This window comes from Methylobacterium sp. WSM2598 (assembly GCF_000379105.1).
Taxonomy (GTDB): Bacteria; Pseudomonadota; Alphaproteobacteria; order Rhizobiales; family Beijerinckiaceae; genus Methylobacterium.
In genome coordinates this window covers 1-12,743 of sequence record NZ_KB900609.1, presented here as the reverse complement: position 1 = coordinate 12,743, position 12,743 = coordinate 1, and the positions used below count along the sequence as shown (strand labels likewise).

Below are 12,743 nucleotides of genomic sequence, written 5' to 3'. Positions count from 1 at the left end.
GAGCTGATTGTGTCGTCACGTGTCGATGCACGGTGTTCTCGACGCAACAGAGTGCTTCATCCCTGCTGCCGGGGGGCTCCGGTGCGCGGGCGCGGGATGGGACGGTCAGTGTCGGCCGCGCTAAGGACCGGGCGCACATGGCCGCTCTCCCGCACCGGACCGTGACGAGCATGCCCCTCTCGCTGCGGCTCGAGCGGTCGCGGGCCTGCGTGCGCCTTCCGGCTCTCTGCCCACCGCCAGGAGGGAAGCGGCGTCCTGTGGGCTGTCGGCGATTGCGGCGCTGAGACCGCGATCGCCCGCAGCGTCGGGTGCCACGGGGGCGACAGCACGGTCGGTCCGGACGGTGACGAGTTCCTCATCTTCCTCGACCGGCCGCGCTGGTCCGTGAGCGCCGCCTCACCGGCACGACACAATTCCCGAGCGTGGGCGGCACGGGCCTGAAACCGTCGCCGGCCACTCTCTCCCGACACCGCGCGGAGCCCGTCCATGAACCCCGACGCCATTGCGATCATCCGCTTCGGCTTCCGGCACCTCGCCGCGGAGCCCGACCACCTCGCCGTCAACTTCTACGCCCGCCTTTTCGACCTCGGTCCTAGCTTGAGGCCCCTGTTCAACGACGACCTCACGCGCCAGGGGCGCAAGCTCGTGGCGATGCTCGCGCAGGTGGTCCAGGGTCTCGACCGGCTCGGCACCATCGTGGCGGACGTTCGGGCTCTCGGGCGGCGCCACGTCGGTTACGGCGTCGTGCCGGCCCACTACGCCACGGTCGGTGCAGCGCTCCTGTCCACGCTCGCGGACCGGCTCGGCGCGACCTTCGACGCCGAGGCCCGGTCCGCCAGGACGCAGGCCTACACTCTGCTGGCCGAGGTCATGCTGGAGGCCTCGCGGGAAGCCGCCCCGGCGCATCCCGCGCTGGAGGCCGTTCCGTGAGCGGCCGGCGCCTGCTGGCTTTGTGCGTCCTCGGTGCATCCAGCCAGGGCGTCGCGGCGCAATCCCTCGACGCATTCCAGGATTGGTTGCTGGGCTGCGATAATCGACGGGCCTGCACGGCGATCAGCCTTGAGCCGAGCAGCGACGTCACGGGCGTCCACCTGAGCGTCGCGCGTTCGGGAGAGGGCGCGGCCGAGCCCGTCCTCCGCGTCCGGGCCTACGACGGACGCCGCGGCCCGTGGCGCATCCGTCTGACGCTCGACGGCAGCGCGTGGCCGGATCTCGACGCAACGGCACGGGACGGGACGGGTGAGATCGAGGCCGCTCTGCCCGCCGAGCGGGTACGGCCGCTGCTCGCCGCGCTCCGGGATGTCGGGCGGGCCTCCGTCACGGTGCTGAAGGGCGCCGAGGCCGGACCCGAGGTCCCGCTGCGATCCCGCGGCTTGGCCGCCGCGTTGCGCGCCATGGACCAGGCGCAGGGTCGGAGCGGTACGGTGACGGCGCTCGTGCAGCCGGGCCCACGTCCGGCCGCGAGCCTGCCGGCTCCGCCGCCGCTCCCCGTCATCGCCCAGGCGCGGGCGGGCACCGCTCCCCTTCCGGAACGCATGCCGGTTCCGATCGCCAGGGCCGTCGCGGCCGCCGACTGCGACGAACCGCCCGACACGAACCCGATCCGAGGATGGCTCGACGAACGCACCTTGCTGTGGGGCGTCCTTTGCACGCGCGGGGCGACGCGCGAGACCTTCGCGCTGTTCTCGCACCGCAAGGGCGACGCCGCGGCCCGCCCGGTCGCGCTCGTCACGCCGGGCGTCGCGGGCGGGCGCGAGGCGCCGAATCTCCTCGCCGGCGCCGCCTTCGACGCGAGGACAGCCACGCTGTCGTTCCACGATGCGGGCCGCAGCTCGGGCGATTGCGGCAGCCTCGGCCGCTTCGTGTGGGACGGCGCGCGGTTCCGGGCGGTGCACGTCTCCGCGATGCCCGATTGCCGGGGCGTGTCCTCCGCGGACTGGCCGGTCACGTGGCGCGCCGCGGTGCGCGCTGGACCACCGACCCGCTGAGCCGCCACAGTGGCTGTTGCGGATGTCCCGACCCACGGAGAAGACGACGCCATGCCGACGATCGCACTCGTGGACGACGAGGCCGACCTGCGGGACGCGCTCGCCGAGTACCTCACCGAGCGCAATCTGCAGGTCCTGGCCGCAGGCAGCGCCGCGGAGTTCCGCACCCTCGCGGCGCGGGAGGCGATCGACGTGGTCGTGCTCGACATCGCCATGCCGGGCGAGACCGGCCTCTCGCTCGCCCGCTGGCTCACCGGCCAGGATTGCCCACCCGGCATCATCCTGGCGACCGCCGCTGGCTCGCCGCTCGACCGGGTGGTCGGCCTGGAGGCCGGCGTCGACGACTACCTCGTGAAGCCCTACGACCCGCGCGAGTTGCTGGCGCGCATTCGCAGCGTCCTGCGCGGCAGGGCCCATCGGGGCGCCTCGCCACCGGCACGCAGCCCGGCGGCCGGGACGGGTGCGGCGATCCTGAGGGCCGGAATGTATCGCCTCAACCTCGACAGCCGTCAGCTCATCGCGCCGGACGATCGGGAGGTCGCCCTGACCGCGTCCGAGTTCGACCTCCTCAAGGTCTTCGCCGAGCGGCCGAATCGGATCCTCCCACGCAGCCACCTGCGCGACCTCGCCCCCGCGAATCAGGACAACGAGAGCGACCGCAGTATCGACGTGCGCATCACGCGCCTGCGCCGCAAGCTCGAGCGGGATCCGGAGCGCCCAGCCCTGATCCGGACGGTCCGGGGCGAGGGCTACATGTTCGTGCCGCAGCAAGACCAGGACTGAATGCGGGATAGTCGAGGCCCGATCATCCCCGTCCGATCCGCGATCGCGGCGACGCATCTCTCGACCCTATGCTCCCGATGCGCTAGTCATGATCGGCCGTTCAGCCTGACACGCAGCACCGTCGCGGTTCAGTACGGAGATCGACCGTGGGACAGCACGCGCAGATCGTGATCGTTGACGACGAGGTCGACCTCGCGCTCGCCTACGCGGAGTACCTGTCCGATCTCGGCCACGAGGTGACCGTGGCGCAGTCCGGGGCGGAGCTCGATGCGCGCGCGGCGCGCGGCCCGATTGACCTCGTGCTCCTGGATCTCACCATGCCGGGCGAGCGGGGCCTCGACGTGCTACGGCGGCTGCGGGCTGCCGCGCCGGTTCCGGTCCTGATCCTCACCGCCAATCCCGATCCGATCGAGCGGGTGCTCGGGCTCGAACTCGGGGCGGACGATTTCGTGGTCAAGCCCGTCGATCCGCAGGAACTCGCCGCGCGCGTCGCGAGCCTGCTGCGGCGCTACGGGCGCGGACGGCGGGAGGTGGTCGCCTTCGAGCGCGCGAGCGTCGACCTCACCGCCTCGCGGCTCCTGCGCATCGGCGCGCCGCCCGAGCGGCTGGGGCCCGGCGAGGTGCTGCTGGTGCGCACCCTCGCCGCCCACCCGAACCGGGTGCTCACCCGGGATGAATTGCTGCGGCTCGCGCCCGGCGACAGCCACGACACGCTCGACCGGGCGATGGACGCGCGCATCGCGCGCCTGCGCCAGAAGCTCGGCACCGCCTGCATCGTCACGGTGCGCGGGCGCGGCTACATGTTCGTGCCGCGCGATCACGCTGTCGGCGCCGAGGGCGCCGCGCACGGCTGACGGCCGCTGCTGCGGGCTGACCCCGATGGACGAGAGCGCAGACAGGATTGATCCCGACCCGTTCGGTCCCGAGGGGCCCGACGCCGTCCTGCTCCGCGCGATCATCGACTTCATTCCCGCGCGGGTCGTGTTCGTCGACGCGGCGCACCGCTACCGCTACGTCAACAAGGCCTTCCTGGCCTTCGTGGGACGGCGGCCCGAGGAGGTGGTCGGTCGGCCCGTGGCCGAGATCGTCGGGGAGGCGATCTACCGGTCCTACGAGCCGGTCATCGCGCGGCTCGCGTCCGGCGAGGTCGTGTGGCGCGAGGGGTGGTTCGACTATCCGACCTTCGGGCGCCGCTACGTCCAGGAGGGCCTGATTCCATACCGGGCCGGCGCCGTGACCGGCATCCTCGCCTTCGCCCGAGACTTCACGGAGCTGAAGGCGCACGAGGAGGAGCTGGCGCGGCAGATGGCGGCGCTGCGGGCGAGCGAGACGCTCAGCGCCGCGATCGTGACCTCCGCCCTCGACTGCATCATCGTCATCGACGAGCAAGGCTGCGTCGTCGAGTTCAACCCGGCCGCGGAAGCCACGTTCGGACGCACCCGCGAGGCCGTGCTCGGCCGGCAGATCGGCGACCTGATCGTGCCGCCCCACCTGCGCCACCGCCACGCGGAGGGCTTCCGGCGCTACCTCGCGACCGGCCAGGGAACGGTGATCGGGCAACGCATCGAGATCGAGGGCATGCGGGCCGACGGAACGGTGTTCCCGCTCGAACTCGCCATCACGGAGGTGCGGCTGCCGGAGCGACGGCTCTTCACTGCCTACCTGCGCGACCTCACGGCGGCCCGCCGCGCGGCCGGGGAGATCGAGGCGCAGCGCCAGCGTCTGCACCAGATGGAGAAGCTCTCCGCCATGGGCTCGCTGCTCGCGGGCGTCGCGCACGAGCTGAATAACCCGCTCGCCATCCTGATCGCCCAGGCCACCCTCCTGCGCGACAAGGCCCCGACGGCGGACGTGCAGCAGCGGGCCGCGCGCATCCACGCCGCCGCCGAGCGGTCCGGCCGGATCGTCAAGAGCTTCGTCGCCATGGCGCGGCAGAAGCCGCCACAGCGGGAGCCGGCGGACCTCAACGCGATCGTGCGCGCCGCCGCCGAGATGACGGCCTATGGCCGGCGCAGCGCCGGCGTGTCACTCGACCTCGGCCTCGAGCCGGATCTGCCGCCCATCCTCGCCGATCGAGACCTGATCGGTCAGGTCGTGGCGAACCTGCTGATCAACGCCACGCAGGTGCTGCTCGACCGCCAGGGCGACCGGTGCATCACACTGCGTACCCTCTGCGGGGCCGGGATCGTGACGCTGACGGTCGGCGACAACGGCCCGGGCGTTCCGCCGGCGCTGCGGGAGCGGATCTTCGAGCCCTACTTCACCACGAAGCCCGTCGGCGCCGGCACCGGGATCGGCCTGTCGATTTCCCGCAGTGTGGTGGAGTCTCACGACGGCCGGATCACCGTGGCGGACCAGCCCGGCGGGGGCGCGCTGTTCCGCGTGGATCTGCCCGCACACGATGCGGGACCGGACCAGGCTGGGGCGGCCGCGCCGGAGCGGGCACCAGGCCTCTCGATCCTGGTGCTCGACGACGAGATCGACGTGGCGCGCTCCCTCGCCGAGATCCTCGACGACATGGGCCACGTGACTTGCGTGCACGATTCCGCGGGCGAGGCGCTGGCCGAACTCGGGCGGCAGCGGTTCGACGCGGTGTTCGTGGACCTGCGCATGCCGGGCCTCAGCGGCGCCGAGGTGCGGGCGCGCATCGCGGAGAGCGATCCGGCGCTCGCCACGCGCACCGTCATCGTCACCGGGGACACCGTGGCCGGAGCGAGCGCTACCCGCGCCGGTGCCGATCCGCCGATCGTGATCGAGAAACCGTTCACTCCGGACGACGTGCGCGAGGTGCTGATGCGCCTCCGTGAGCGGGGCGACGACCTTAAACCCTGACCTCCACCCGATCCTGCGCCTGGATGGAGCATCAGCCGATGAGCGTAGACTCGCAACAGGCGCATCACCCAGGTCACGTCTGCGGAGGCTTACCCTGACATTCAGAGCGCCGCTGAGCTGCCGCATCGTGCTCCTCGCCGTCCTCACGTTCCAGCCGACGGTCCCGGTCTATGCCGCTTGCCGCGCTTGGCGCGCGGCCACGGACGTGAACGGCATCCAGATCGGAATGAACGGGACCGGGCGCGCGATCCTCGGCCGCTGGGATGCGCCCGACTACCCGAGGCCGGAATCCGACGAGCCCAGCGCTGAGCCAACCTTCGTGCGCTTTGCGACCCGGGACGGTCGCGAGGAACTGCGGCTCGTCCACTACCCCGGCGCCGTCGTGGACGATTACGACGCGCTGGAGGTCCGGCGTCCGGCCGGGGGAACGAGCCCCGGCAAGCGCCTGCCCTTCGCGCAGTTCGCGACCGAGCGGGGAATCCGGCTGGGAATGACGGAGCGCGACCTCGTCGCGCTCCTCGGCGCCTGCTTCACGCGTGAGCGGAAGGGGGACGCCGCCCTCCTCACGTATCGCATCGCGGATAAGGCCCATCCGGCGCTGAAGCGCTCGGGCATGCCGGCCTACGAGGCGACCTACGAGTTTCGCAACGGGCTGTTGGCGCGTTTCGCGCTCGGCTTCGAGATGCCCTGATGCCCGAGAACCCAGCGAGGATTCCCATGTGCGCGCGCACCGCCCTGTGCGCCCTCACGGCGCTTGCCCCGTTCGCCGCCGCGGCAAGCGGTGCGACGGGAGAGCGGCTGGCGTGGCGGATCGTGCGCGAGCACCGGCTCCTCACCAGCAAGCAGCTGTCCTGCAGCGTCTCGATGGTGCGCGAGGACAGCACGCAGCGCCTCATCAAGATCGGCTTCTACGAGAAGCACGACGTCCGCTGCGGTGGCGACCCGTCCGTCGTCCACCGCCTCTTCGATCTTGAGATCGATGTACGGACCGGCCGCGCTCGCTGGGACAACACCGAGGATCTTCAGATGCGGCCTGTGCCGTCCCGAGCGGAGGGCGCGCGGGTTCGCTGAGCGCTATGGGGCCGCTCACCACGGTTCCGTCCACGCCGCATCCGAGGTGTCGGTCGAAACGGGAGCAACCGGTTGAGAGTAACCCTGACCGGAAGAGGCGGTGAGGGTCGTGTCCCCAGGCGTGGTGTAGCTGCGGCGTGGCCACCACGGTCACCGGGCGGGGCCGGGACGATCAGGCTGCCAGGGTGGGCAGGCTGACAAGAGGATCATCGCTGATCGGGGCGATGCTTTCCAGGGTCAGGTAGCGGGCGCGCTGGACGGCCCACTCNTCGTTCTGTTCGAGCAGGAGCGCGCCGACCAAGCGGGTGATGGCCGCCTCATTGGGGAAGATGCCGACCACCTCGGTGCGCCGCTTGATCTCGCCGTTGAGGCGCTCCAGCGGGTTCGTGCTGTGAAGCTTGACCCGGTGGGCGGCCGGGAAGCCCATGTAGGCCAGCACGTCGGGTTCCGCCTCATCCATCAGGGCTGCGAGCTTGGGCACCTTGGGTCGGAGTTGGTCGGCCACGCGTCGCCATTGCTGACGGGCGGCCTCGGCGTCGTCCTGGGCGAAGGCGGTGGCGATGAAGGCCGACACGACGCGCCGCCCGCTGCGGCCAGCGTGGGCGAGCACGGTCCTCATGAAGTGGACGCGGCACCGCTGCCAAGTCGCGTTCATCACCTTGGCGACCGACGCCTTGAGGCCCGTGTGGGCGTCCGAAATCACCAGCTTCACACCGCGCAGGCCGCGGCGCGCCAGCTTGCGCAGGAACCCGGTCCAGAACGTCTCGGCCTCGGAGGGGCCGACGTCCATGCCGAGCACCTCGCGTCGGCCATCGCTGTTCACACCGACCGCCACGATCACGGCGACGGAGACGATGCGCCCGGCTTGGCGCACCTTCACGGAGGTCGCATCGATCCAGAGATAGGGCCACTCCCCCTCGAGCGGCCGGTCGAGGAACGCGCCCACGCGCTCGTCGATCTCCTGGCAGAGCCGGCTGACCTGGCTCTTGGACACGCCCGTGCCGCCCATGGCTTGGACGAGGTCATCCACCGAGCGGGTCGAGATGCCCTGGATGTAGGCCTCCTGGATCACCGCCGTGAGTGCCTTCTCGGCCATCCGGCGCGGCTCCAGGAAAGCCGGGAAGTACGAGCCCTTGCGCAGCTTGGGGATGCGCAGCTCGACCGTGCCGGCCCGCGTCTGCCAATCCCGGTCACGATAGCCGTTGCGCTGGNCCAGCCGCTCGGCGCTCTTCTCGCCGTGGGCCGCCCCGGTCAGGCCGCCCACCTCCAGTTCCATCAGCCGCTCGGCCGCAAAGCCGATCATCTCGCGCAGCAGGTCGGCGTCGGCGCTCTTCTCCAGCAGCCCGCGCAGGCTCATCATCTCGTCGGTCATCGGAGGTCTCTCGGGTTCGAGGTTGGTGCTCGCACCCCGACCCTACCCGGCAACCGCCGATGACCACCCCGCGAGAGATCCCGCCTGCTTCGGCGCTGTGGAGGGCGCGCAGACGGGCTCTCTCGCTCCCGTCGAGCTACACCACCACCAGGGACACGACCGGCGGTGAGCCGTCATTGGGCTGCTGCCCGAAAGCCGACATTCGGCTTTGCGCCCATTTCGGCCGTTCCACGAGGCAGTCGGCTTACTCCGAAGCGGACGTCTATTATCCCGGGGTCATATTCGCCATTGGCCAGACGCCAGAAAGCGGCCGTTCGGCAAGGCGCCCAGCGCGGCCATTCGTCCACCCGCTGAGGCCAATCCAATCAATCGTCTACGGCAAAATCCGTCAATTTCCAGCCGGCATTATCCTTGCCGAACATGTAGATGAGAGAGCCGCAGAAAGCAGAATAACTGATCTTGCCCTCGTGGGTGTCCTTGACGGGCTTCTGCTTGGCAAGACACGTCCGCTGCACCGGTTTGAAAGCACCTTTCCAGATCACAGGGAAATCAGCCGCTTGCCGTTGATCGATATAGAAGACCGGAAATTTGACCATTTGCGATACGGCCTTCTGGTCGCTCTTGCCGACGGCAGCTTTGAATTGCGTCCAGAACGCTGCAAAACCGTCATTGCTCCCCGCCGCCAGCGCCGAACCCGCCGATATCAGCAAACCGGCCACGAGCAGTCCGCTGCCGATCATCGATCTGATCGAACTCATGTTCGCCCCTCCATGCTCTAGACTGCAGGTCTCATCGAGGAAGCAGCCTCGATAGGACCCGCGAACGCGCCTCCTTGATGACGCAGCATCGTTTCAGGCCGATGATGCAAGCGCCTGCGTCGTGTTTCGAGGCGGGAGATTCGGCAGGGTGCCGGCAAGCAGACCCTCTGAAAGCCTGAAAGGGGTCGAGATCTGCAAGCAGAACGACGTCCGCTTCGCTGCGAGTGAGCTTCAACGTCGTCAGATCGGACCCGAACAGCACTCGCGTCTCGGGGGCAACCGTGAACAGGTGCGCGTAGAAGCGGTCGGCAAAACGCCCGCCGACGAACACGACCTCTGCAGTTTGCTGAACCAGGGTTCGCTGTTCGAACGTCAAGGCTGCTCGTCTGGACCGATGCCGAGGCCTTCTATGTGAACGGCGCCGCATTCATCAACGGATGAGCGCGCGGCGTTGCAGGACCGACAGCGCATCCGTTCGTGGATAGAGCCGGGCGTCGAACCGCCGGCCGACGCTGGTCTCGACACCCCCGCTGGATCGGCTGGCCGACATGGCTGCGAGAGCGGTCTGTCCATGCTCGTCCGTCAAGCGAATGACGCAGCTCCAGAAAACATGCTTGTGGCGGTCCATCGAGGCGGGTCTGTCGGAGCGGCAATCGGCCTCCTCAATGCTTCGGTAGCGGTGTACGATCACCGCTCAGCCGGCAGAATCGAAGGCCGGGTTGGCCTTGCCATCGTGGAAGCCGACGCGAAACAGGAAGATCGCCTCCGACGAGTCATTCGAATGGTGCAGCGTTGCCATTGATGGCGTCGAGGATGGCGGCGGCCGGCTTGGTCCAGATGAAGGGCTTTGGCCTGTCGTTGTGCTCGGCGATGTAGCGGTTGATCGCCGCCTGGAGATCGACGATCCCGCTGAAGCTGCCCCGCTTCAGCCTGCGCCGGGTCAGGGCCGAGAAGAAGCCCTCGACCGCGTTCATCCACGAGGCCGAGGTCGGGGTGAAGTGGAAGGTCCATCGCGGATGCCGGGCCAGCCAAGCGCGCACCTTCGGGTGCTTGTGGGTGGCGTCGTTGTCCAGGATCACGTGGATCAGCTTGCCGGCTGGCACCGCCGCCTCGATGGTGTTGAGGAAGCGCAGGAATTCGTCGTGGCGGTGGCACTGCATGCAGCGACCGATCACCGTGCCCTCCAGCGCGTCGAGCGCGGCAAACAGCGTCGTCGTGCCGTGCCGAACGTAGTCGTGGGTCTGGGTCTCGGGGCGACCTGGCTTCACGCCTCGGCTCGGGCGGGTGCGCTCCAGGGCCTGGATCTGGCTCTTCTCGTCGAGCGAGAGCACGACAGCGTGGCGCGGTGGATCCATGGAGAGGCCGACGATGTCCTCGACCTTCGCCGCGAAGGCAGGATCGTTCGAGCGCTTGAAGCTGCGCACCCGATGCGGCTGGAGGCGATGGGCGTCCCAGATGCGCTGGACCGACCGCAGGGAGATCCCGACGGCTTGTGCCAGGGCGCGACCTGTCCAATGAGTGACCTCGCCGGGCGGCTCGGAGCAGGTGAGGGCGAGCACCTCGGCGACGGTGTCGGTGGAATGGGGCAGCTTGCCGGGCGGGCGGGTCTTGTCGCGCAGCAGACCCTCGACACCCTCCTCGGCGTAGCGCTGCTGCCAGCGCCACACCGCCGGTCGGCTGACGCCGGCTTGCCGAGCGACGTCCAGGACGGGGAGGCGCTCGGCCGAGAGCAGGACGATACGGGCGCGCTGGATGTGCTTGAGGGGCCGCGCCCGATCGGTGACGATGGCGGACAGGCGCGCCAGATCGGCCGCGCCCAGGATCACGCAGACAGTCTGAGCCATGCCTCAAACTCGCACGGCCCACGCCCCATGTGAATCCTCTGAATGCGTCAATGCACTAGCAGGAAACGGGCGGTGGCGAGGAACAGGCTGCCCATTGCGGCCGCGGCCCATAGTCGATGGCCGAAGTCGCCCTTCGAAGCGGTGGCCCTTCGAGGCATCAGCAGAAATCGCACTGTCGATACCGTTGCGCATCACTGGCGAGGTAACAACAGCTTTCATGACCGAATGGCGCAGGTGGCGAACTGCAACTGACCGGCTTCAGCCACGCCGCACGCGTTGAACCGTGATCGCGCGAGCCGCGCACGCCACCGGCGCGTACAGCGCCGACCAGATCGGCATCAGCATCCAGGCGGCGAGCACCACGAAGCGGTTGATCGCTCCCGGACGCGGCCCGGGCAGGGCGAGGGCGACCTCCGTCCAGAGCCAGATCAGGGCTGTCGCGATAAGCCCACACAGCAGGGTCATGCCGACGACCCTGACCAGGCGCAATCGCCCCTGCAGGGCATAGGAGGCGCACCAAGCGGCGATGGCGAGGGGCAGACCGACGAACGGGGTGAGGAGCGCGAGGACGAAGACCCGGGTGCGCGGCTCGGCAATCTGCCGCGGCAAGGCCGAGAGCGAGCGGGCGAGGCCCGTCCAGCTGCCTTCTGTCAGGAGGGCGAGCGCCGGCAGAAGCACGGCAAGCATCCCAGCCGCGATGGCGACATGGATCGCGGTGCCGCGCAGCCATCCCGCCCGTTCGTGCGACCGGGCCCGCGTCACATGCTCCGCCGTGCGTATGGGCTGTCGGCTCCCGGTCCCCACCGGCAAGCTGGCGAAGCGTAGCGACTAGTCGGGCCGCTGGCGGGCCTTTGCAGCGCGCGAGACAGGCGCGCCGCGGCTGCAGGATTTTGGACTGCCTGCGGTGCATATCGGCCGTTGGCCCGCAGTTGCCCACGGCGGTGACAAGGCGCCGCCGATGATGCGCGAATGGGCCGTCAAGCTGGAGGCCAAGCCCGATTACGTAGTTTCGGGTACGCGAGCGGCCCACCCTTGGACCAACAACCACCACATCGCCGGTGACCTGCGCGAGGGCGTGCAGAGGCTCAAGGACACGACCCTGGCCGGCGTACTCCTCGGCAGCCGCAAACTCGCAACCGAGCTGGATCTGATCGATGAGTGCAGGCTCCTCGTCCATCCCAGGATCGCAGGCTACGGCTCGACCCTGTACCTTGAAGGACTGGCCAGGACGCGACAGCTCGAGCTGGTCTCGGTGAAGCCGCTCCGGAATGGCGTGGTCGCCATGCACTACCGGCGCGAACGGTGACGCACCGCAGGCCCTCGTGCCCAGCCGAGAGGCAAACATCAGCACGACGCACTGTCGATCGTTCACAGCCCCGACCGGACCCTCGCAAGGCCGCCTCGCAGAGACCTTCATCAACTGGCGCCTAGAAGAATAGAACGCCGTCATGGCGCACGGCCGCGCAGATCGCCAACACGACCTGGAGCAGGATTGCCGATAGGCCCCAAAACCGAAAGCGACCGTGGGGCCATAGCTTCAGACCCGAGACCCCCAAACCCGCGAAACAGCACAGGACCATCACGTACGGTGCTGTGAATGCCACCTTTTCCCAGGCAGACACAGGCCCGGAGTAACCAGCGAACCCGAATACGATAAGCACCAGGAAGGATGTCCATCCCACGAGGTAGATCGTCGCGAGGAAGCCTGCCAGCCAGATGAGGTCAGGCACGAAGGCTTCACCGCATGGCCGGTCAGAGCCGTCGCCCTCGTCAGACAAGTCTCCGTTCGCGGAGTTGATCATTGAGGCGTCAGGTCCTGCTAAACCGTTGGGACCATGCATCCTGAGCATTGCAACGGGATTGCGCGCGATCGAGCGCTCAAGAAACATGATCGTCTATCCTATTCCGCATTGAGCCCAGTACGACGCGCGCGTGTTATCCGGAGCGACGGCTCCGCGTCCGATCCTGAGCCAAAGATGCCCGACGTCTGCGTATTCCGACGAAGCCGGCCGGGGGTTCCAAGTTGAAGCCGGCCGTCATTCCGAGGCGAAGCCGGCCACCGTTCCGATCTGAAGCCGACCGGCGACGGGGCGCT

Annotated in this window: 14 protein-coding genes; 8 read left to right on the top strand and 6 right to left on the bottom strand. The window is 69.0% G+C overall.

The window, feature by feature from the left end:
- Positions 1-486: 486 nt before the first annotated feature.
- From MET2598_RS0100070 to MET2598_RS35770, 7 genes are all read left to right on the top strand, one after another.
- Positions 487-930, top strand: a complete 444-nt coding sequence (locus tag MET2598_RS0100070) for a globin domain-containing protein (RefSeq protein WP_018259459.1) — start codon at positions 487-489, stop codon at positions 928-930.
- The gene (locus tag MET2598_RS0100065; RefSeq protein ID WP_018259458.1) at positions 927-1,988 is read left to right on the top strand and encodes a DUF1176 domain-containing protein; all 1,062 of its coding nucleotides are present in this window, start codon (positions 927-929) and stop codon (positions 1,986-1,988) included. Before MET2598_RS0100070 ends, MET2598_RS0100065 begins: the two co-directional genes overlap by 4 nt.
- A 51-nt stretch (positions 1,989-2,039) precedes the next feature.
- Positions 2,040-2,771 carry a response regulator gene (locus MET2598_RS0100060; protein ID WP_018259457.1) on the top strand — a complete coding sequence of 244 codons (732 nt, stop codon included), beginning with the start codon at positions 2,040-2,042 and terminating at the stop codon, positions 2,769-2,771.
- A gap of 146 nt (positions 2,772-2,917) precedes the next feature.
- Positions 2,918-3,625 (top strand): response regulator transcription factor, encoded by a 708-nt coding sequence (locus tag MET2598_RS0100055; RefSeq protein WP_018259456.1) that lies wholly within the window; start codon positions 2,918-2,920, stop codon positions 3,623-3,625.
- 25 nt (positions 3,626-3,650) lie between these two features.
- Positions 3,651-5,603 (top strand): hybrid sensor histidine kinase/response regulator, encoded by a 1,953-nt coding sequence (locus MET2598_RS0100050; protein WP_018259455.1) that lies wholly within the window; start codon positions 3,651-3,653, stop codon positions 5,601-5,603.
- A 127-nt stretch (positions 5,604-5,730) separates the two neighbouring features.
- Complete coding sequence (locus MET2598_RS0100045) at positions 5,731-6,294, top strand: hypothetical protein (protein WP_018259454.1); 564 nt, start codon at positions 5,731-5,733, stop codon at positions 6,292-6,294.
- A gap of 26 nt (positions 6,295-6,320) precedes the next feature.
- Entirely contained in the window at positions 6,321-6,674 is a 354-nt protein-coding gene (locus tag MET2598_RS35770) for a hypothetical protein (protein WP_157182057.1), read from the top strand.
- A gap of 172 nt (positions 6,675-6,846) precedes the next feature.
- Here the strand turns inward: MET2598_RS35770 and MET2598_RS0100035 are convergent, their stop codons facing one another.
- The 5 genes from MET2598_RS0100035 to MET2598_RS0100015 all read right to left on the bottom strand — a co-directional run bounded on the left by MET2598_RS0100035 (position 6,847) and on the right by MET2598_RS0100015 (position 11,410).
- Entirely contained in the window at positions 6,847-8,046 is a 1,200-nt protein-coding gene (locus tag MET2598_RS0100035; protein WP_018259452.1) for an IS256-like element ISMtsp13 family transposase, read from the bottom strand.
- A 365-nt stretch (positions 8,047-8,411) separates the two neighbouring features.
- Complete coding sequence (locus MET2598_RS0100030; RefSeq protein WP_018259451.1) at positions 8,412-8,804, bottom strand: hypothetical protein; 393 nt, start codon at positions 8,802-8,804, stop codon at positions 8,412-8,414.
- A gap of 31 nt (positions 8,805-8,835) precedes the next feature.
- Entirely contained in the window at positions 8,836-9,180 is a 345-nt protein-coding gene (locus MET2598_RS40580) for a hypothetical protein (protein ID WP_157182056.1), read from the bottom strand.
- 397 nt (positions 9,181-9,577) lie between these two features.
- Positions 9,578-10,648 carry an IS630 family transposase gene (locus tag MET2598_RS0100020; RefSeq protein ID WP_018259449.1) on the bottom strand — a complete coding sequence of 357 codons (1,071 nt, stop codon included), beginning with the start codon at positions 10,646-10,648 and terminating at the stop codon, positions 9,578-9,580.
- 258 nt (positions 10,649-10,906) lie between these two features.
- A complete protein-coding gene (locus MET2598_RS0100015; RefSeq protein ID WP_018259448.1) occupies positions 10,907-11,410 on the bottom strand; it encodes a hypothetical protein in 504 nt (167 codons plus the stop codon).
- 196 nt (positions 11,411-11,606) lie between these two features.
- On the opposite strand from MET2598_RS0100015, the gene MET2598_RS35765 reads away from it, so the two are divergent.
- Positions 11,607-11,954 carry a dihydrofolate reductase family protein gene (locus MET2598_RS35765; protein WP_018259447.1) on the top strand — a complete coding sequence of 116 codons (348 nt, stop codon included), beginning with the start codon at positions 11,607-11,609 and terminating at the stop codon, positions 11,952-11,954.
- A 121-nt stretch (positions 11,955-12,075) separates the two neighbouring features.
- On the opposite strand, the gene MET2598_RS0100005 is transcribed toward MET2598_RS35765, so the two are convergent.
- The gene (locus tag MET2598_RS0100005; RefSeq protein ID WP_157182055.1) at positions 12,076-12,537 is read right to left on the bottom strand and encodes a hypothetical protein; all 462 of its coding nucleotides are present in this window, start codon (positions 12,535-12,537) and stop codon (positions 12,076-12,078) included.
- Positions 12,538-12,743: the final 206 nt, after the last annotated feature.